The following is a 19505-nucleotide window of genomic DNA, read 5'->3' as shown; positions in this document are numbered from 1 at the left end:
ATATCCCCCGATAATGGACGTTGATCGTGCTGAAACCAGATCAGGAGCATTTATACACGGCATAGACAGATCCTCCCGGAATAATATGGATCAATACCACAGTATACGATCCCTATTCACCTGTTTCTTTGAGATCTCAATAACCTCCTCAGTAAAATCTCCAAAAAGAGAACCCCCATATAACTGGTGAAAATTTATTTCATTATTTTTCGTATTGATTTCAAGGATCCTGGTATTTCCTTTTCTATCAACATACATATCTATACCCAATACACGGAAATGATGGTTCGAGTTTTGAATTCTTTTTGCGACATTGATCGCTTCACTGAAGTTTGGAACGACTTTATCTTCAAAGCTCATTTTAGAATTGGGATGTTCACAGCACGTATATCCATATTTATCATAAGCAAAAGAATTCAGTCTTCCATCAGGGCATATACCACAGGATATCCCCCCCGCACCCTGATTATCCATAAATCGATTGTTGATACCCATTCTCAACACTGATTTTAAGACATAAGCCTCATCAGAATGCTCAGAGTAGTATGTATACAATTTCATTGTGTTTATCGAATCACTATGAAATCGGGCAAAGAACTCATTCTGTTCGATCTTATGCTGGATTACAAAATTACCTCCGTAAAAATGTACTCGATCATTGAATGAGATCTTTCGACTCTGTGCATCAAAAATTTCTCCCCTATCGATCCTCGCAATCTGAACCCCTCTTCCTCCACCTGAGTCAATTGTGGGTTTTAATACACACTCTTCGGCGCCACAGTCATCCAAGATGGAGTGAGAGTCATTTTCATCAATCTTATTGTAAAATCTGTCATAGAAGATTCCATTAATACACCGGAGTATCGTCTCTGGAAATAGATCGGGATTATAACGTCTTTCATAAAAGTTCTTATCTGCGTACCCAAATGACAGATATTGGTTATTCAAATTTGGTTCGATCTTGTTATAATAGATATTTTCAGGAACATACCTGACATCATCTATGCCTGAGCAATTCCTATAGAACAGATACCATCTCCGATCAACATCCTTGAATCCCTGAGCCTTCCAATACTTGACATGTTCCAGATAATTTTTATCGGTTATTGCAGAGCACCCAGGATTTTGACGTGATATCTCCCGAATCTTATGCTTATATATCTGATTATTCGCCCACAGTTTTATCCTATTGAACGAGTTGAAGATATACTCCCTCGTATTATCAGAGATCATCTGTTTCATATCATACCTACCTTCGAAACGGCACACCTGACCTTCCCTGAAGGATCCCTCGGGATCTCCTCAACCACCTCAACATCAACACGCACCTCCTCACCCATGACCTCCTGTACATCATGCACAATCTGCCTGGCGGTGGCCGCAGAGTAGACTTCGTCCCCGACAACCAGGATCCTGATGAGATCCTCCCTCTCCTGAATCGCCTTGAACATTGTAATTCCTGGAATCCTCCTCATCAGGGGTTCCCATATCATGGCTGCAAAGATCCTCCCGTCAGGCGTCTGCATAAACGAGTCGGACCGCCCTTCAATGATCTTCATGAGAGGGAGGCCGCGCCCGCATGGGCACAATTCGTCGGCCGGCACCCCGATATCCTCAATATTATAGCGAATGAGGGGCATGGCATAATTGTACAGGCCTGTGTAGACAATCTCTCCACGTTCACCTGGAGCAACGGCCTTTCCACCACGGACAAACTCCATGACAACCGCATCAACATCGATGTGATATCCGGCATGCTCGCCGCACTCCCAGGCAGTCCGGTTCAGTTCGACACAGCCAAAGTGGTCAATCATCCTGATATGAAAGACTGCGTCGATGTACTCTCGAGTACCTGGATCGAGCAACTCAGATGTACCGATAACCGCCTTTGGAGTAATACCTTCAATGCCCCTCTCCTCGATCGCCCGGGCCAACAGCACTATCGACGAAGTGTACCCACCAAGGACATCAGGTTTGAATTTCTGGAGGAATTCCAGTTGTTTTTCAACCGGATCGAAGACAGAGATCCAGCGGGGACTGAAAATCCCGAATTTCTGGAACCATGTGGGCTTCGGAAAATGATGAGGATCCCCAAAGATCGTCCACTTACTTGTAGGAGTCAACCCGTTCTCAATATGAGAGCGTAAATTGATCGCCTTACTGAAGTCATTGGCAGGCGAATCATAGACCACCCTGGTGGGGATACCGGTTGACCCGCTGGTCTCGGTGACCAGACATCTGCCCAGGTCCACGCCTCGTGCTATCATAGAACCGGTGCTATTTTTTCGGAGCTCATCCTTGGTGGTAAAAGGAACTTTTTCGAGGTCATCGACGGTTCTGATATCCTCAGGCCTGATCCCCGCATTCTTGAACTTGCAATGGTAGAACTCCGTATTCTCATAGGCATGCCTGACCATCGCCCTTAGCCGTTTCGCCTGCAACTCCTCCAGTTCAGAGGGTTTGAGCCACTGGTTCTTTCGGGCCTGCATCAGAAGCCTGCAGGCATTGAAGGCACCCATCTCACTTCCCCCCTGTACCACTCGATAAACCTGCCCAGACCTCCCCCGATGGAGACCTCAGGTCTGTATCCAATCAATTTCCCGGCAAGGGAGATCTCCGCGAGCGTATGCTCCGCATCTCCCTTCTGCCTCTGAGAATACACCACCTCAGACGCACTCCCCGTGATCTCCCGGATCAGAGCGATCAGGTCGTTCAACGTGATCCGCTGGCCGCCGCCGACATTCATCGCATACCCATCAGCAGCACCAGTCTTCAAGAGGTTCAAGTTCGCCTTCACGATGTCGTCGATAAAGGTGAAGTCGCGGGTCTGCTCGCCGTCGCCATAGACCGTGATCGGTTCGTTCTTGAGCATCTTTCGAGTGAAGATGGAGATCGCAAGGTCAGGGCGCATCCTCGGGCCATAGACTGTGAAGTACCGAAGGGAAACGGCCGGGAGCCCATAGACCTCGTAGAAGATCCGGCAGTAGTGCTCGGCGGCGAGCTTCGAGATGCCGTACGGGGAGACCGGTATGGTAGGATGGTTCTCATCAAAGGGGAGGTACTGCACCGTGCCGTACACCGAGGAAGAGGAAGCGTTGATCACCCGCTTCACCCCGGCATCCCGTGCGGCCGTGAGCACGTTGAGGGTGCCGGTCACATTGACGGTGTTCGGTTTGAAAGGATCCCGGACAGAGATCCTGACCCCGGCCTGGGCAGCCTCGTGGTAGACATAATCGACGGTATCGTCGATGACGCTCCTGACAAACGCGAGGTCAGTGATATCACCCCTGACAAAGATGGCGTCACCCTTCGCCATGACGCAGTCAAGGTTCCTCCGCTTCAAGGCAGGAGAATAGTAGTCGTCCAGGTTGTCGATGATGACGACCTCGTGATCAGAGACCAGCGCCTCGGCAAGATGCGAGCCGATAAAACCGGCCCCGCCGGTGATCACAATCTTTGACATCCCTCACTCTCCACGTTTTCAGAAACCGACATCCCATCGGCAGTGCGCCGCAGCACTGATCCGAGGTGTTGAAGGACAGCGTGCCGGGTATCATCATTTTCAAGGGCGAAATCGATGATCGCCTCGATATACCCACACTTGTCGCCGGTGTCATACCTCTTCCCCTCGAATGTATAGGCATAGACATCCTGCTGCTGCAGCAGGATGCGGATCGCATCGGTGAGCTGGATCTCGTTTCCTACACCCCGCAGGGTCTCGTCCAGACAGTCAAAGATCTGAGGGGTGAACACATACCGCCCGATGGCGCCGATCCGGGATGGAGCATCTTCGAGCCGTGGTTTCTCAACAATGTCGTCGATCTGCATGAGGGACGGACTCACTTTCGTCCCCTGAATGATCCCATAGCTGCCAACCTTCTCATCAGAAACCTCCTCGACGGCGATCACCGACGTCCCCTTCTGACAGAAGATCTCGATCAACTGTCTGGTGCAGGGCGTATGGTTCTGGATGATGTCGTCGCCGAGGAGGATGGCGAAGGGTTCGTCGCCGATGTGTTTTTCGGCCCGCATGATCGCATCTCCCAGCCCAAGGGGCTCTTTCTGGCGGATATAGTGGATATCGATGAGGGAGGAGATGCCCTGGATACACCTGAGCTGATCAGTCTTCCGATGCTGCCGCAGGTGCATCTCCAGTTCTGGCGAGTCGTCGAAATAGTCCTCGATCGCCCGCTTCCCCCTCCCGGTGATGATGATGAGGTCGTCGATCCCTGAGTTCACCGCCTCTTCGACGACGTACTGGATCACCGGCCGGTCGATGAGGGGGAGCATCTCCTTGGGCATCGACTTGGTGGCAGGGAGAAAGCGGGTGCCAAGCCCTGCCGCCGGGATGACCGCTTTTGTAACTCCTTTCACCAGCACACCCCCTCATAGACTCTTGCGTCCCGGGAAGCCGCGGCGACACGGCGACCATCGATAACGATCGTCCCGTGATAGTCCAGGTGCTCAAACTCCTCCCACGCGGTCGTGATCAGGACGGCCTCCGCCGAGAGGACAGCCTCTGCCGAGGGGGCATACGTGATCTCCGAGAAAAGAGAGGCAAAATTTTCCATCGCCAGAGGGTCGTAGGCGATGACCTCGGCCCCGGCGTCGAGCACCTGTCTGATGATCGGGATCGCCCGGCTCTCCCTGACATCGTCGGTATCGGGCTTGAAGGCCAGGCCAAGAACACCGATCTTCCTTCCTCTCAGGTCAGGAAGGTATTTCTGGAGCAACCTGACCACAACGAGGGGCTGACCCTCATTGACCTGCAGCACCGCAGGGAGGATCCTGAGGTGCTCATCATAGTCCTTTGCACCCGCGATCAGAGCGCGGACATCCTTGGGGAAACACGAACCGCCAAAGCCGATCCCTGTCCCGAAGAAGGCCGGGCCGATCCGACGGTCGAGGCCGACACCCTCAAAGACCTTTTCTGAATCGATCCCGAGTTTTTTTGCGAGGTTGCCGATCTCGTTCGCAAAGCTGATCTTTGTGGCAAGGAAAGCGTTGCTGGCGTACTTGATCATCTCCGCAGTTCGGATCGCCGTCTCGATCTTCGGGCATTCAAACGGGGTATAGAGAGATCGGAGCGCTCCCATCGTTCTCTCATCATCCGCACCGAGCACGATACGGTCAGGCGTACAGAAGTCAGGAACGGCAGTGCCTTCTCGCAGAAACTCAGGATTTGAACCAAGTCCGAAGTCCACATATGCCTTTTTATCAGACTTTTTCTCAAGGACCGAACAGATCGACCCTCCGGTGCTGCCCGGAAAGACGGTGCTCTTGATGATCACCGGGTGGAAGTCAGGAAGATTTTTCAGCGTTTTTCCGATTGCAGAACATGCAGACAGGACATAGCTCAGGTCGATCGAACCATCCTCCTGTGACGGAGTGCCGACACAGACGAAGGTGAGGTCTGTATCATGAACAGCACCGGTGAGATCTGAGGTCGTGGTGAAGCGATGCTGGTTTCTTCGGATCAGTTCTTCAAGGGAGGGTTCAAAGATAGGGGCCTTCCCGGCACCAAGGAGGGCGAGCTTCTTCTCATCGAGATCATAAAACGTGATATCATGACCCAGGTCTGCGAAACAGACACCGGTCACCGTGCCGACATAACCACAACCGACGATTGATAACTTCATCGCCTCTCACCTCTCGATTGATATGGGGCCAATTCACGGTGACACCCTATTCTCTCGGAGTCATGGGATCCAGGCCTCTTTTCTTGATCCTCCCTCGGATTCCTGACCTCTGAGATCTGATCCCCCGGCGAACAGGATCTAACAAGTGATTCATAGAGCCGAAGAGTTTTGCAGACCGTATCATCCCAGGAATAGCGTGAAACCACATTGTTTCTCCCGGAATTCCCAAGAGCACGGGCAATACGAGGATTGCAGACTATTTTTGAGAGAGCACCTGCCAGTGCTTCAGAATTCTTGAGAGGAATCAGGATCCCACATCTTCCGACAACATCGATAAGTTGGGGGAGTTCGGTACAGACCACCGGCCTGGCACAGGCCATTGCCTCAAGAATCGTCCTAGGGACTCCTTCTTCAAGGCTTGAAAGCACAAAGAGACACGAATCATGATACAACCCCAGGAGTTCATCATTTGGAACGAATTCGCGGAGAACGATCTTATCCTCAAGGCCCCCCTCTCTAATACTCTTGATGAATTTATCCCTCAACGGACCGCTGCCCACCATCATTAGAGTATAGTCAGGATGCTCTCGAGCAAAGATCTGAAATCCTTTGAGGAGGTATTCTACACCTTTTCCCGGAGCAAACCGCCCGATCCAGAGGATCTGTTTTTTGGGGTTACACGATGCTGACGGAACGAAAACATCCGTATCGATGCCGTTGTGGATGACATGGATCCTGGAAGGAGATACACCCAGATCGATCACCTGGGATCGTTCGATTTCGGTGTAACAGATGATCGCATCCGCCGACTGAAAGACCCATTTTCCCATCGTCGGGATATAGAACCGCTGCAGCCAGCCGGGTGCGGTCTGTGATACAAGGCCGTGATTGGTGACGACCAGAGGAGATTTTCGAAACTTTCGTGCGAGAGCGCAGAGGAGGGTGGAGAAGAACATGTGCGAGTGGGCATGAACGATATCATAGGAGTTCCAGCACCTGAGAAGTTGGAAAAAAAGAGAGAATGAGATCGTATTTCCAAAAATTTGAAATGGAGCATCAGATCTGACAAGACGATATCCGTCTCTCTTTTCAATCAGAAATTGAGAGGTATCTGTCCTAAAGGTCATGACAGTGACATCATGTCCATTGCGTGCCTGAAGATGTGACATCTCATGGGCGTGGAGGCCGATACCACCAACCACAGAAGGATAAAGATCAGATACAACACGCAAGATCTTCATAGTTAGGAAACCTCTTGTCGAGACTGCGTGCTCTTCATAATTTGAACGAGTGAGCGGAGGATCAAGCCCGCAGTCATCAGCAGAAGACCAAGGAGGAGAGCGGAGATACCCACCATGAAGACGATGAAGTGAAACTGAGCGGTCTCGTAAAACTCAGAGAAGGTATAGATCCCAGAGCCGATACCGATACATATGAGGAGGAGGCCGGGAATCCCGAAGCTGAACAGCGGGCGCTTGTAGCCGATGAGCCCGACGATCGTGGCCAGTACCCCGAAGCCATGAGAGAGGGGGTTCATCTTGTGCTGATTCGGGACGTCGTAGCGCACCGAGATCGGTACCTCAGTGATCACAAGACCGCGGCTGGCGAAGTGGGCGATCATATCGGATTCGATCGCATACCCTTCAGAAACGAAGTCGAGGTTTTCGAGGGCCCGCCCGGAAAGGGCCCGAAAGCCGGACTGGGAATCGCGGGTTGGACAAGCGCTTCCGACGTTGGTGGCGAAGGTGAGCAACTCCTGACCAAAGCGACGGTAGGCCGGGATTCCTGCCTTCTTGTCGAGGAAGCGAGAGCCAATGACGAGGTCGGCATTGCCGGCAAGGACAGGAGCGAGGACAGTCGGGATCGTGGCAGGGTCGTGCTGGCCGTCGCCATCCATCATGACAGCCGCCGCGACGTCGAGACCGCGGGCGTGCTTGAGGCCAGCCATAAGAGCGGAGGCCTTGCCGCCATTCCGCGGCATCCGGATCACCTCGGCACCGGCGAGGTCGGCAATCTCGGCGGTGCGGTCTCTGGAACCGTCGTCGACGACGATGACGAGATCGGTGTGTTGGCGGGCGCGGAGGATGACAGTGCCGATGACAAGCTCCTCATTATACGCCGGTACAACAACCGCGACCCGTCGCCTGGCGTGGCCTATTGTGATATTGGTATTATTTTCACCAACAGACGATAACGTAACTCGAGGACTTATCATCCTCTGAGTAGACCATAGCACTGCTTCCAGTCCCCCCCAAATTTTTTGTGCCTACAGGGCCACAATAAATAACTCCATATAAATATATTAGCTCCCTCTAGATCTCATGCCTCCTCCAATCTCTGTAATGCCGATTTCTGGGTTCTGTTGAATCGCTCATGATTCGAGAGCACGTCTCAAGCATACCAGATGAAAATCTCGTGTCACAGTCCTCTGGAGTATGGAAGAATCGATCCTGGATCCTTCTCCCTGTGGCAGGGAGATACAACCTGAAATCCTCTACGCCTGCCGCCCCTGCCTATCCTCATCCAGGGATGATCTCGGGAGTTTCGCCCACGGCGCGAGAAGGCAGGAAAGGTTCTGTGATGGAGGCGGCACATCTGATCATCACGCCTTCCACCCATCAATCGTGGAAAGGGCGCTGTTCCCGGAACCCACGGGATTGCGATAGGACCAGGAAGGCGGAGATATGAACATGAAGAGGAGGTTTCGTCCCTCGCCAATCTCCATCCATGGAGAGATGCGAGTTTTCTCCCCCCTGCAAGAAAGATCTGTTCAGAATTCCCAGAATGATGGGCTTTGATCCAGACAAAGATTCATTTCTCCGATACTTTTGGGATGACCTTACGGCAAAAAAATCATGGTTCGAGATAGAGTTCTTCTTTACGAGGTGCGTCCCTCCCAGCGCCATGTGCTTGTGATAGTCCATGACCTGAACGCGAAGCCCGAAATAGGAGTTGCAATCTCATCGCGTGAGGGGGAAGATCCCCCTCGTTTCAATCCTTGATCAAATCTCCTCAGCAAGCCGGCGGTACGCCGCCGCGAGCGCCTCCACCTCATCCTTCTCGGGGATGGGCGGGGCATAGAGGAGGCGGTCGGCGAGCGCGAAGAACGTCGCCAGGTCTTTGCGCTGCTCCTCAGGGCAGGCGTCCAGGGCGTCGGCGGTGCGGAGGATCCGGGTTCCGGTACGCTCCTCGATGAGGGCGTTCATCTGTTGCAGGAGGAGCCGGGCCGCTTCCCTCGTCCTGCCGTCCTCCAGCGCGGACTCCCAGCGTGCGACAGGCGCCGCCCTCTCCACCGCGGGAGGCGGCACCTCTGCCGGTGCGGATACTTCCACCGGCGGGGAGGGCACCTGTCGACGGCGCCGGTGCCAGTACCCGGCACCGAGGGCCACCCCTCCGATCAGGAGGCCGGCCAGGAGGAGGGGCATCACCCCGGCGTCGCCACCGCTCGCCTGTTCGGGAGGAGCGGCCGCTGCGGTTGTGGTCGTCGGGACCGGCGTCGTCGGGGTGACGGTGGTCGGCTGCTCGGTCGTCTGCGTCTCCGTCACCGGGGCCTCGACCGTCGGGGCCGGGGTGGCGGCGGCGACCGCCGCCGTCGAAAACCCGATCACCTCCCGGGAGGCGGCGGCGACGCCTGCAGTGCCGTCGGCGGTGAGGGCGACATGGTCGACCCAGCCGCCGAGGGGGTGGGCCCCGAGCAGGTGCCCCTCGCCGTCGAAGAGGGAGGCCTGCTGGTCCATGGACCCGGCAAGGACGCGAGAGCCGTTCTCCGAGACGGCGACATCCCGGATCCAGCCGCCGGCGGTGAAGGTCCAGAGCTGCTCGCCCTCGCGATCGAAACAGGTGAGCGTGTTGTCCTGCGAACCGGCGAGGACGCGGGAACCGTCGCCGGAGATCGCCAGGGCCGTAACCGGGCGGTGGGTGCGGTGCTCCCAGAGGAGCGCACCGGTGCGGTTCAGGAGGCGGACCCGGGCGTCCGAGGCGGCGGCGATCTCGTCGCCGCTCCTGGAGACCGCGACGGCGGTGCCGCCCTCCAGTTCACCCTCGTGCGCCCAGAGTTTCCGGCCGGTGCCGGTATAATAGAAGAGGCCGCGGCTGGAGATGACCGCGGCATAGGCGGCCTTCTCCGAGAGGGCGAGGTCCTGGATCCAGGACTGGACCTCGGTCTCGTCGTCGTCGTCGTCGGGGTCGCCCCTGGTGTCGACGGTGGCGCGGCAGGTTCCGTCGCGGTCGTAGAAGTGCACCTCGCCGATCCGGTCCGCGATCGCCAGGCGCGAGCCGTCCGAGGCGAGGGCGAGGGCCGCCGTGTCTGCAGCCAATTCCTGCCTCCAGAGCACGCCCGCGTCCCCGTCAAAGAGGGTGAGCTGCGGGCCATCTATCCCGGCGACCAAATGGCCGTCTGCCGAGCAGGCGGTCATCTCCGCCGACCACTCCTTCCAGATAGGGGTGCCGTCGCCGGCAAGAAGGCAGAGCCGCTCCCCGCCGAGGAGGACATACCTCCCGTCCGGCGTGAGGGAGAGGCCGGTGATCTCTGAAGGCGCCGAAAAATTCCAGAGGGGGCCCCCTGCCAGGGCGCCGCCAGGCAGGCCGGCAAGGAGGAGACAGGTCCAGAGGAGGACGATCACGCACCGCATGTGTCCTGACTATTGTCTGAGGATTCTATAAAGATTCTGTTTGCAGGAATCGGAGGGATCAGGGTCTGCGGGGAGTGGCATCACGACGATTGAATGGGGCCCATAAGGAGTGGTCCTGCAGGAAACCTCTGTTGCCTTCCCCCCCTCACGACCGGAGTGAGAGACCACAGAGAGCAGATCATCAGATTGCTCGCATTCCTCACCACACCCAGATCAGTACCAGAAGGTCGCCACTCGAATGCCATTGAACGATTCAGATATCTGGCCGCGGAGAATCGTTCCTGCCGATGGCGAACTCGACCGGGACCGATCAGATGCCGCGAGGAGGCAGGAACTCCTCCTCACTCATTCACCGTACAGCCGTTTCCACCGAAGGAACCACAGGATCGGCCTCATCGATCTGAAGCTGGTGCACCGGCGCATCCCTGTGACCGAAGGGTAGAGGAGCAGAAAAGGCCTCTACTTTCTCTCGGACAACCTCTTTGACTTCTGGTTTTCATTCGTCAATCCCTACCTCGATACCCTTGAGCGCGGCAACGCACCACTGATCGTGGACCGATACGTGCGGCCGCACTTTGCGCGCTACGTCGGCAAGCACTTCGAGGGCATGGTGACGGACCTCTTCGACTCCTTCAACCGGCACGGCCTCCTGCCGTTCGTCTTCACCAGGATCGGGAGCGAGTGGCACCGGGGAGAGGAGATCGATATTGTCTGCCTCGCCGAGGACGAACACCGGATCCTCTTCTGCGAGTGCAGGGGGCAGGACGGGGTCGATGCCGCCGAGGTCATCGCAGGGTTGCGGCGGGAGGAGCACTTCTGCGTCGTTGTGCGGTCGTTCTCGCACCAGGTTCCGGAGAGCGAGGATATCTTTCTCGACCTTGACGACTGTATGGCACGGGTCGAAGAGATCAGAGCGGAAGCAGTCCGGAGATGAGCGCCTCAAGGACGTCGAGTCCAGGTCTTCTGGTGCGGCCGCCCGGATCTTCCAGGCGGACGGCACGGCGTATCTGCCCGGCCGCCAGAAGAATTATGAGACGAAAGACCTATCCTCTTACTACGTGCACCAGGTGTCTGCAGTGGAAGAGGCAATCGAGAGGCTTCGAACAGTCGAGGGGTTCAAGAAAGTCCGTTTCGTCATCCTCTACGGTTCGGTCGCCCGGGGCGATGCAAGAGAGGGATCAGATATCGACCTCTGTGTCTTCTTCGACGGAAGTCCCGCGGAGGCGTCGAGGTTCAGGTTTCTCGCGCTTGCAGAGCTCTTCAGCGATCGGTACGACCTCCAGATTTTTCAGCAGCTCCCGCTCTATGTGCGGGTGGAGTGCTTGCGCGGCCGGGTGCTCTACTGCCCTGACGAGCGGTTTTTGTACGACGTCGCCGTCGAGACCATCAGGGAATTCGACGCATTCAAACACCGCCTCTATGACTATATCGGGGAGCGGGCGATGCCATGAACGGACCCATCAGGAGTGCCGCCATCAGGACCAAACTTCAGGAGATGACCGAGAGCATCGGCATGGTCCGGGAGCATCTGCCTGATTCGGCCGGGGCATTCACCAGGCTCGGGATCGTCAGGGACGGCATCTACAAGAGGATCGAATATGCCATTGAGAATGTCTTCGATATCTGTGCGATGCTCAACACCGACCTCCGCCTCGGCGTGCCCGGCACGGACGAGGATATCGTCGACCACCTGATCCAGCAGGGGGTCCTCAGCAGAGGGATGCTCACGAACCTCAAGGCGATGAAAGGGTTCAGAAACATCGTCGTCCACCGCTACGGAGCGATCGACGATGCCCTCACGTTTGCGATCCTGCAGGAGCATATCGGAGATTTCGCTCAGTTCAGGCAGGAGATCGAGGCATTTTTGCGCAGCCGGGATGCCGCGGCCGACACCCGGGACTGACTGTCAGGGTCCATCCTTTTCTGGAAAGAGAGGACATTTTTCAAAAAAGCGCAGCCCTCGATCGTCTCCGGTTCAGGGATCCTGCTGTAGCGCATCCAGGATCTCTGTAACTGCCCGCTTCAGTGCAGGGAGATCCTGTTCGACGACGTCCCACACGGCGTCCAGGTCCACCCCCATATACCGATGGATCAGGATATCCCGAAGGCCGGCAATCGCACGCCAGGGGACGTCGGGACGTTTTTCTTTCACCTTTTCCGAGACCTGCTTCACCGCCTCGCCGATGATCTCGAAGTTCCGGATCACCGCATCCTGCACCATCGGGGATGCCATGAATGCGTCCCGACCTCCCCGGGTGTCTGCCGGCACACTCGAGGATATGGATGAGATACAGCCGGTCGTCTTTCACAGGGGGACGGCCTCCTCGTGGATGCGGTCCCTGATATACCAGTGCAGTCCACCCTCGGTCACGACGTCGACCGTGCGGCCGAGCAGATCCTCCAGGTCCTGGACGAGGGCAACGTGATCGAGGAGATTTCGTCCAGGTTCAAATTCAACGAGCAGATCGATGTCGCTCTCCGGGGTCTCCTCACCCCTGACAGCCGAGCCGAAGAGCCGGATCGTACGGGCGCCGTGGCCTGCTGCGACCCGCAGGATTTCTTCCCTTTTTTCCAGCACATCTGCATACAGGCTCATCTGATCTTCTCTTATCTGAATAGAGGAGGATAAGGGTTGCCAGGGGGTCGTTCCCATCTCCGGCATCTGATGCCGAACTCTCCTCCAGCCGGGCGAACTCATCGGATAAGGACGGAGATCGGGTCTAATGCAGGCCTACCCTGCCGCATGGTGGCGGCCTCGCTCGATCCAGGCACCTATCATAACGTCGATCATCTCTGCCTGGCGGGATTTATGTGGTGGTTTCATCGAGGATTGCCAGAATGCCCTGCTTGAGCAGGGGGATGTGTCGTCCTGTACGGTCAGGAATACTGCTTCATAGTCCACACCAAAGTAGTGATGAACGATCTTGTCCCGCATGCCTGCGATCTCTTTCCAGGGGATTTCAGGATAACTCTTGCGCAGTTGCGGCGAGATATTCTTTGCAGCCTCGCCGATGATCGTGAGCATCCGCTCGATTCCGGCACGCTCAAGGGGGCGGTCTCTGAGTTCTTCCGCCGACGCAATGTCCCGGGAAAAATTCTCAATGTTGACGATGGCGTCAAGAATATGATGGAGGTAGGCGGGATCTTCCGGCGTCATAGATCACCACTTCGTCACGGTGTATCGCATCGGCGAGGTAGGGGCTGACCGCATGTTCCGTGACGAGATCGACGTTTCTCTGGAGGGCGACCCTGAGGTCGTCTTCGATCCGCACAAGCTGGAGGAGGCTTTTTGTGCGGGCGAATCTGACCAGGATGTCAATGTCACTCTGTGCACCGGCCTCTCCCCGTGCATAGGAACCAAAGATTGCGATCCGCTCGGCATCGTTCTGTGTCAGGACGCGAACGATGGTCTCACAGATCTTCTCGGTCAAGGTATATCTCGGCATTTCTCCCTCGCTCTTGCTGTGACTATTCATCCCCCCTCTTCATCAGTCTTTCGACAGAAGAGTTGATTCATCGTTTTGCCGATCCCGTACCGGCATCTCTTCTCTCTGGGGGGCCGTTTCTGGCTCTATCCATTGCGCCAGGATGACCAGGGGGACAAACAGAGCGAGTCGAATAAATTGAAAATCTTCGAAGACCAAAACCCCGCACAGAGACCAGCACTATCGTTCAATTGTATCTATTGACAACCTTTTGTTCTTGACTCGCCACGGGACAGAGACCTCTCCCCGGTTTTCTCTGCTCTCAGATCGTCGCGAGGTTTTGAAATGCAGATCTGAGCGGAGGAATGTCATCCCGGATCGTTGTCCGGATGATCGACCTGTTGATCCCAGAATAGGCGCGATGATGAGATCGTGACACCGGCCTGCTCCAGAAAAATACCGGCAGCTTCAAAGGAGTCCGTTCACAAATATGAACATATGTTCGAAGATACGAACATACTCTCCAGGACGTCGTTTCTGCTGCTCAGATTTCTGGGCAGAAACTACCATAAAGGATTTTATGTCCGTGAGATTGCCCGGTTGCTCCACCTGGGAACAGGATCGGCGAGTGAAACACTTGCCCGCCTGTCAGAGGCCGGTCTGCTCCACCGTGAGGAGAGAGGACGTCTGGTGCTGTACCGGGCAGCGATGGAAAGCCCGCTCCTTCGCGAGGTGAAGGTCTGTGCCACTCTTCTCGACATTAACCCGCTGGTCCTCAGCCTGCGGGGGGAGGTGAGGCGGACGATACTCTTCGGGAGCGCGGCAAGCGGGGAAGACACCAATGAGAGCGACATCGATCTGTTTCTCGAAACCGATGATAAAATCAGGGTCGCAGAGACGATTGCCGCGGCCCAGGCCGGGCTTGACCGCGAGATCTCGCCGATCATCCTCACGCCCGGTGAATTCCGTTCATTGAAGAGAACAGATCCGGGCCTCTATGAGCGCATCCTTGGTGGGAAAATGTTGATCGAGGAGTACGATGAAGCATCAGTTTGAGCAGTGCCTGCGGCGAGGGAAGATCGTGCGCATCCCAGTCGATGGGACATGGGTCGAAAGAGAACTGCGAGAGGCGGACGACGATCGCCATGCTGCCGAGCACTCGCTTGCAGAGGGAAACATGAAGTGGGCGATCATCCAGGGATACTATGCACAGTTTCACGCCCTTCGTGCGCTGGTGTTTGCCAGAGGATATCGAGAAAAGAGCCACACGTGCCTTCGGTATGCTGTCGAAGCGCTTTATATCGATGAAAAAATCTTGCTCCCCTCTGTACTTGAGGACTTCATCTTTGCGATGCGTACGCGTGAGGGCGCAGATTACGGGTGTGTCTATTCAGAAAAGGATGCCCACGATGTGGTGACGTCGGCAAAGGCGGTGCTCGACCAGGTCAGGAGCGTCCTTGAGTGAACAGTCCTGCCCGATGGGGCCGCGGGATGCAGAGTAACATCGGGACGTTTTTCTTTCACCTGTTCTGAGACCTGCTTCACCGCCTCGCCGATGATCTCGAAGTTCCGGACCACCGCATCCTGCACCATCGGGGATGCCATGAACGCGTCCCGACCTCCCCGGGTGTAGGACTCGATCCTGCCGGCACACTCGAGGATATGGATGAGGTACAGCCGGTCGTCTTTCACAGGGGGGCGGCCTCCTCGTGGATGCGGTCCCTGATATACCAGTGCAGTCCACCCTCGGTCACGACGTCGACCGTGCGGCCGAGCAGATCCTCCAGGTCCTGGACGAGGGCGACGTGGTCGAGGAGATTTCGTCCGGGTTCAAATTCAACGAGCAGATCGATGTCGCTCTCCGGGGTCTCCTCACCCCTGACACCCGAGCCGAAGAGCCGGATCGTACGGGCGCCGTGGCCTGCTGCGACCCGCAGGATTTCTTCCCTTTTTTCCAGCACATCTGCATACAGGCTCATCTGATCTTCTCCTATCTGAATCGGGAAAGATAAGAGTTGCCATGGGGTCGCTCCCTTGAATGTCTCCCCCCTCATCCTTGCCCAGAGTATCTTCCTTCATCCCCTCTGGCATAATGGAGAAAGACCGTGTCTGGCCGTAGCAGACCACAGGATCGAGTCGCATATCTCTGAGCATCGAGGACCAGGAGAAGACCCTGAGAACAGGAGACACACCACCCTGGAGAGACGCTATTTTTTTCTACCATTGGTTCAAATAAGTTCCATGTGGAACAAAACGTAACCATCAAGATCATCGCTCACCTGCTCAGGGGCGACGCACACCCCCGCAAACTCGCAAAAGATCTAGGTACCTCACACACGACCATACTGCGGAAACTCAAGAATCTTTTAGACGGGAATGTCGTCGACTTCAGGACAGAAGGGAAAAATAGAGTATATTTCCTGAAAAAAACCCTTGAAGCGCGGGTGTATATATTCATGACAGAGTGGTACGCGCTCGGAATATTGATCGAACAGGCCCCCCATCTGAGGTCTGTCGTCAGGACACTTCAGGAGAGACAGGACATCCCCCTTGTCGTGCTCTTCGGGAGCTATGCGAAGGGGACCGCGGACCCGAAGAGCGACATCGACGTCTATATCGAGACGGACGATCGAGAGGTGAAGCGGGAGCTGGAAAGGTGTCACTCGCGGCTCAGTATAAAGATCGGGCCCTGGGAACCGGAAAATTTACTGATCCAGGAGATCGTAAAGAATCATGTCATCGTGAAAGGAGTCGAACGGTATTATGAAAACACAAAATTTTTTGAATAAACTCTTCAGAGAAGGAAAGATCAGGGTCGTCGATCCCAGTGTTCAGGTCCAGGAGGCATACCGGAAGAAATCTGAGAGTTATCTCATCTCCGCAAAGATCCTGCTGGAGAACGGGCGGCTTGAAGAAACCGTATCGATGGCATATTACAGCATGTACTACATGGTGCTGGCCCTCCTTTTCAAGACTGGCATAAAATGCGAGAACCACACCGGTGCGATGATCCTTCTGGAGAGACTGTATGGCATTGACAGTTCCCGCATTGCCGCCGCCAAAAGGGATCGCATCGATAAACAGTATTATGTGGACTTTGCAATCACGGCGGAGGAGGTCAAGGACTCCATAGAAGAGGCTGAGGCGTTCTGCGCAGACCTTCTTGATTTCATGGAACGGCTCCATCAGGGAGAGATCTCACGCCTCAGGGAAGAAGCAGTGCGGCTCCAGGAAGGATCGTGAAAGTGGAAGAGAAAAAGACCAGATTATCCGGCAGGGTATCATGGGGGTCTTCATACCGCTGGCGAACATGTCCTGATGATGGAGTCCCCTCACTCTGAGAGGCGACAGTTCGACTGCCATCAAGGGGGACGTACCCATCATAATCACCTTTCGATGGTGCGCCGTCCTCTCCGGGTACGGTGGACTCATATCGGACGATAGATCTACTCCTGTTCTCCAGGTATGTCTGAAGACTGTAATCTGCCGCGTAATGGGTAGAATTCTGTGGTGTGTTTGAGAAGAGGGCAGAGGAAATGGCAAGGAAAAATAACCACGAGATCAGGGACCCGATGTATGCGTTTATTCATCTGGATTCGGAGGAGAGACAGGTTCTGAACTCAGTATCGGTGCAGCGCCTTCGTCATATCCACCAGTTTGCATTGACATATCTGGTCTGTCCTGGTGCAACCCACAGACGCTTTGAGCACTCCCCTGGCGTCATGGAACTGGCAACACGGATCTATGATATTGTGGTTAATACCAGCTCTCCTGATGTTCTGGAAATCGATGGCGATTATGAGAAAGAGTATTACCGACGCACCGTGAGAATGGCAGCTCTTGTCCATGATATTGGTCATGCTCCTTTTTCTCATGCATCAGAAGACCTGTTTCCCCCTGCCCGGGACCACGAGGCGATGACGCTCAGGCTCATCGAGAGCGAGGAGATGGAACGGCTCTGGAAAAGATTGAGAATGTCTTCGATATCTGTGCGATGCTCAACACCGACCTCCGTCTCGGCGTGCCCGGCAAGGACGAGGATATCGTTGACCACCTGATCCGGCACGGAGTCCTCAGCAGAGCGATGTTCAAGAATCTCAAGGCGATGAAAGGGTTCAGAAACATTGTCGTCCACCGCTCCGGGGCAATTCGACGATGCCCTTACTTTTTCGATCCTGCAGGAGCATATCGGAGATTTCGCTCAGTTCAGGCAGGAGATCGAGGCCTTCCTGCGGGCGTCGGGATGCGGTGGGGAGCGAGGTTAACCTCGCCGATTCCAGCACTACTCTTATACGATCTTCACCCTATCCCCATTCATCAGGTGAAGAAACGATGTCAGACGTCACGATCATGGTGCCCCACGGTATCGTCCAGGCACTTCGTCTTCCTCCCGATACGATCCAGGCCGCGCTGCAACAGGAACTCGCCCTGGCGCTCTACCAGCGTGGCATCCTCTCGTCAGGGAAGGCATGTGCTCTCGCATGGGTGAACAGATGGGAATGGGAGAAATTGCTTGAAGCACGGAAGATCCCCAGGCACTATGCCGATGAGGATCTCGATCAGGACATTGCCTATGCTACAGGCGGTCAGTAATTCCTCCCCGCTCATCCACCTCGCAAAGACCTGCTGCTCCATCGATTTTCATCAGCGTGTACTCTGTCTGGCATGAGGTCGTAGAAGAGGGAAGAGGAGATCATCCCTCACCATGGTTCAAGACAGACGGCATGCAATCCCTCGCGTGAGGAGGAGTGTTCCCCTCTTCACACTCGATCCAAATATCGCTACCCCCAACCGCCGGGATTTCGGCCGACCAAACGCCAGGGCACCTGATCTCTTCTCTTCTGGACGGAATCCTGCAGAAGGATAGATGTACGGTGTCACCAGGCTTTCAGTGCAACGCTAGTTTTATGCTGTTTTCACCCAACCCTAAGTATCAGGTTGAAGTCACTATGTCTCCCCGGCGGGATATGAACGATCTTGAAAGAGAACAGATGATCATAGAGATCAGCCGGTGCCTCTCCGGTGTCGAGGATCTGCTGCTGGGTTATCTCTATGGCTCGTTCCTGGTGCGAAGCGACTTTCATGACATCGACATAGGGCTGATTGTTTCCGGGGAAAGGAGTCCATATGAACTCTTCAGGTATGCCATGAAGATTGCAGCCGATCTGGAGCGATGCATCAGGCCGAGGTACGAGGTGGATCTTCGGATTCTCAATACCGCACCCGTGGAGTTCCAGTACGAAGTGGTGAAGACAGGAAGGGTTGTCTTTGCCAGGGATGAGGGCCTGCGAGTTGCATTTGAGGCTGATGTGCTGGCGAAGTACCTCGATCTCAAGCCCCTCTGCGAGAGGATGGACCGCTCGCTTCTTACACCAGAGGTCACATGAGAATTCTTCACCACATGCGGGAACTGCAGGATGCGATGGGGGGCCGGGAACGATATCAATCCATCTCCAGGGAGCAGTTCTTCTCTGATCGGGATACCCGGAATATGGTCTTTCATGCAATGTTGGTCGGGATCCAGTCGGCGATCGATAGTGCAACCGATCTGATCGCAGAAGAGCGGCTCAGGAAACCTGCACGTTACCGCGAGACTTTTGAGATCCTCGGCGAGAACGGGATTCTCTCGGAACCGCTTACCCGTGATCTCTCGGCCCTGGCAGGATTCCGGAACGTCCTGGTCCACATCTACCGGGATCTGGACCTCGAACAGGTCTATGCAATTTTGCACCAGGATCTCGGTGCCCTCACGGCATTCCGGGATGCCATCCTGGAGCATCTTCACGACCGATCTTCGGGGAACACATAAT

Annotated in this window: 24 protein-coding genes and 3 pseudogenes; 13 read left to right on the top strand and 14 right to left on the bottom strand. The window is 55.3% G+C overall.

Annotated features, from left to right (window positions below; genetic code table 11):
• Positions 1-90: 90 nt before the first annotated feature.
• The 7 genes from E2N92_RS10800 to E2N92_RS10770 are packed head-to-tail and all read right to left on the bottom strand — an operon-like array spanning position 91 to position 7854.
• Positions 91-1242: a sugar-transfer associated ATP-grasp domain-containing protein gene (locus E2N92_RS10800; RefSeq protein WP_220681167.1), complete on the bottom strand. Its 1152-nt coding sequence runs from the start codon at positions 1240-1242 to the stop codon at positions 91-93.
• Complete coding sequence (locus tag E2N92_RS10795) at positions 1239-2519, bottom strand: phenylacetate--CoA ligase family protein (protein WP_220681166.1); 1281 nt, start codon at positions 2517-2519, stop codon at positions 1239-1241. Before E2N92_RS10795 ends, E2N92_RS10800 begins: the two co-directional genes overlap by 4 nt.
• On the bottom strand, positions 2489-3463 hold the full coding sequence (locus tag E2N92_RS10790) for an SDR family oxidoreductase (RefSeq protein ID WP_220681165.1): 975 nt from the start codon (positions 3461-3463) through the stop codon (positions 2489-2491). The genes E2N92_RS10795 and E2N92_RS10790 overlap by 31 nt, the downstream gene beginning before the upstream one ends.
• Positions 3448-4374, bottom strand: a complete 927-nt coding sequence (galU, locus tag E2N92_RS10785; protein WP_220681164.1) for a UTP--glucose-1-phosphate uridylyltransferase GalU — start codon at positions 4372-4374, stop codon at positions 3448-3450. Before galU ends, E2N92_RS10790 begins: the two co-directional genes overlap by 16 nt.
• The gene (locus E2N92_RS10780) at positions 4371-5639 is read right to left on the bottom strand and encodes a UDP-glucose dehydrogenase family protein (RefSeq protein WP_220681163.1); all 1269 of its coding nucleotides are present in this window, start codon (positions 5637-5639) and stop codon (positions 4371-4373) included. Before E2N92_RS10780 ends, galU begins: the two co-directional genes overlap by 4 nt.
• Complete coding sequence (locus E2N92_RS10775; protein ID WP_220681162.1) at positions 5636-6880, bottom strand: glycosyltransferase family 4 protein; 1245 nt, start codon at positions 6878-6880, stop codon at positions 5636-5638. The genes E2N92_RS10780 and E2N92_RS10775 overlap by 4 nt, the downstream gene beginning before the upstream one ends.
• Before the next feature lie 2 nt (positions 6881-6882).
• Positions 6883-7854, bottom strand: coding sequence for a glycosyltransferase family 2 protein (locus E2N92_RS10770; RefSeq protein WP_220681161.1), 972 nt, complete (start codon positions 7852-7854; stop codon positions 6883-6885).
• Between the two features lie 220 nt (positions 7855-8074).
• Here E2N92_RS10770 and E2N92_RS10765 point away from each other — a divergent pair, with 220 nt between their 5' ends.
• Entirely contained in the window at positions 8075-8305 is a 231-nt protein-coding gene (locus E2N92_RS10765; RefSeq protein ID WP_220681160.1) for a hypothetical protein, read from the top strand.
• Positions 8306-8641: 336 nt separating this feature from the next.
• Here E2N92_RS10765 and E2N92_RS10760 read toward each other — a convergent pair whose 3' ends face one another.
• Entirely contained in the window at positions 8642-10270 is a 1629-nt protein-coding gene (locus E2N92_RS10760) for a WD40 repeat domain-containing protein (RefSeq protein ID WP_220681159.1), read from the bottom strand.
• Between the two features lie 502 nt (positions 10271-10772).
• Here E2N92_RS10760 and E2N92_RS10755 point away from each other — a divergent pair.
• The 3 genes and pseudogenes from E2N92_RS10755 to hepT (E2N92_RS10745) all read left to right on the top strand — a co-directional run.
• Positions 10773-11204: pseudogene (locus tag E2N92_RS10755) on the top strand (DUF234 domain-containing protein); the annotation flags it as partial.
• Positions 11149-11721 (top strand): nucleotidyltransferase domain-containing protein, encoded by a 573-nt coding sequence (locus E2N92_RS10750; protein ID WP_246589193.1) that lies wholly within the window; start codon positions 11149-11151, stop codon positions 11719-11721. The pseudogene E2N92_RS10755 and the gene E2N92_RS10750, both read left to right, overlap by 56 nt.
• Positions 11718-12173, top strand: a complete 456-nt coding sequence (gene hepT / locus E2N92_RS10745; protein WP_246589192.1) for a type VII toxin-antitoxin system HepT family RNase toxin — start codon at positions 11718-11720, stop codon at positions 12171-12173. Before E2N92_RS10750 ends, hepT (E2N92_RS10745) begins: the two co-directional genes overlap by 4 nt.
• Before the next feature lie 72 nt (positions 12174-12245).
• On the opposite strand, the gene E2N92_RS10740 is transcribed toward hepT (E2N92_RS10745), so the two are convergent.
• From E2N92_RS10740 to mntA, 4 genes are all read right to left on the bottom strand, one after another.
• Positions 12246-12539 (bottom strand): HepT-like ribonuclease domain-containing protein, encoded by a 294-nt coding sequence (locus E2N92_RS10740; protein WP_425515753.1) that lies wholly within the window; start codon positions 12537-12539, stop codon positions 12246-12248.
• Between the two features lie 36 nt (positions 12540-12575).
• Positions 12576-12866 (bottom strand): nucleotidyltransferase family protein, encoded by a 291-nt coding sequence (locus E2N92_RS10735; RefSeq protein ID WP_220681157.1) that lies wholly within the window; start codon positions 12864-12866, stop codon positions 12576-12578.
• Positions 12867-13001: 135 nt separating this feature from the next.
• Positions 13002-13427, bottom strand: a complete 426-nt coding sequence (locus E2N92_RS10730; RefSeq protein ID WP_246589191.1) for a HepT-like ribonuclease domain-containing protein — start codon at positions 13425-13427, stop codon at positions 13002-13004.
• Entirely contained in the window at positions 13387-13701 is a 315-nt protein-coding gene (gene mntA, locus E2N92_RS10725) for a type VII toxin-antitoxin system MntA family adenylyltransferase antitoxin (RefSeq protein ID WP_343222843.1), read from the bottom strand. Before mntA ends, E2N92_RS10730 begins: the two co-directional genes overlap by 41 nt.
• Positions 13702-14193: 492 nt before the next feature.
• On the opposite strand from mntA, the gene E2N92_RS10720 reads away from it, so the two are divergent.
• Positions 14194-14751 carry a MarR family transcriptional regulator gene (locus tag E2N92_RS10720; RefSeq protein ID WP_220681155.1) on the top strand — a complete coding sequence of 186 codons (558 nt, stop codon included), beginning with the start codon at positions 14194-14196 and terminating at the stop codon, positions 14749-14751.
• A complete protein-coding gene (locus tag E2N92_RS13815) occupies positions 14735-15160 on the top strand; it encodes a HEPN domain-containing protein (protein ID WP_220681154.1) in 426 nt (141 codons plus the stop codon). The genes E2N92_RS10720 and E2N92_RS13815 overlap by 17 nt, the downstream gene beginning before the upstream one ends.
• On the opposite strand, the gene E2N92_RS10710 is transcribed toward E2N92_RS13815, so the two are convergent.
• Both E2N92_RS10710 and E2N92_RS10705 read right to left on the bottom strand, forming a co-directional pair.
• Positions 15082-15387: a HepT-like ribonuclease domain-containing protein gene (locus E2N92_RS10710; protein ID WP_220681153.1), complete on the bottom strand. Its 306-nt coding sequence runs from the start codon at positions 15385-15387 to the stop codon at positions 15082-15084. The two genes, E2N92_RS13815 and E2N92_RS10710, sit on opposite strands and share 79 nt — an antisense overlap.
• The gene (locus E2N92_RS10705) at positions 15384-15674 is read right to left on the bottom strand and encodes a nucleotidyltransferase family protein (RefSeq protein ID WP_220681152.1); all 291 of its coding nucleotides are present in this window, start codon (positions 15672-15674) and stop codon (positions 15384-15386) included. The genes E2N92_RS10710 and E2N92_RS10705 overlap by 4 nt, the downstream gene beginning before the upstream one ends.
• 264 nt (positions 15675-15938) lie before the next feature.
• On the opposite strand from E2N92_RS10705, the gene E2N92_RS10700 reads away from it, so the two are divergent.
• The 7 genes and pseudogenes from E2N92_RS10700 (at position 15939) to hepT (E2N92_RS10670) (ending at position 19504) form a co-directional block, all read left to right on the top strand.
• Positions 15939-16484 (top strand): nucleotidyltransferase domain-containing protein, encoded by a 546-nt coding sequence (locus E2N92_RS10700; RefSeq protein WP_246589190.1) that lies wholly within the window; start codon positions 15939-15941, stop codon positions 16482-16484.
• A complete protein-coding gene (locus tag E2N92_RS10695) occupies positions 16459-16938 on the top strand; it encodes a HEPN domain-containing protein (protein WP_220681151.1) in 480 nt (159 codons plus the stop codon). Before E2N92_RS10700 ends, E2N92_RS10695 begins: the two co-directional genes overlap by 26 nt.
• A gap of 293 nt (positions 16939-17231) precedes the next feature.
• Positions 17232-17582 (top strand): annotated as a pseudogene (locus tag E2N92_RS13730) (HD domain-containing protein); the annotation flags it as partial.
• 107 nt (positions 17583-17689) lie between these two features.
• Positions 17690-17773: pseudogene (locus E2N92_RS13600) on the top strand (type VII toxin-antitoxin system HepT family RNase toxin); the annotation flags it as partial.
• Between the two features lie 254 nt (positions 17774-18027).
• On the top strand, positions 18028-18288 hold the full coding sequence (locus tag E2N92_RS10680; RefSeq protein ID WP_220681149.1) for a UPF0175 family protein: 261 nt from the start codon (positions 18028-18030) through the stop codon (positions 18286-18288).
• Positions 18289-18662: 374 nt separating this feature from the next.
• Positions 18663-19082: a nucleotidyltransferase domain-containing protein gene (locus tag E2N92_RS10675; RefSeq protein WP_220681148.1), complete on the top strand. Its 420-nt coding sequence runs from the start codon at positions 18663-18665 to the stop codon at positions 19080-19082.
• A 14-nt stretch (positions 19083-19096) separates the two neighbouring features.
• The gene (gene hepT, locus E2N92_RS10670) at positions 19097-19504 is read left to right on the top strand and encodes a type VII toxin-antitoxin system HepT family RNase toxin (protein ID WP_246589189.1); all 408 of its coding nucleotides are present in this window, start codon (positions 19097-19099) and stop codon (positions 19502-19504) included.
• Position 19505: the final 1 nt, after the last annotated feature.

This window comes from Methanofollis formosanus, assembly GCF_019633745.1.
Taxonomy (GTDB): Archaea; Halobacteriota; Methanomicrobia; order Methanomicrobiales; family Methanofollaceae; genus Methanofollis; species Methanofollis formosanus.
Note: the sequence above shows the minus strand (reverse complement) of the source record. Positions and strands in the feature narration are given on the sequence as shown.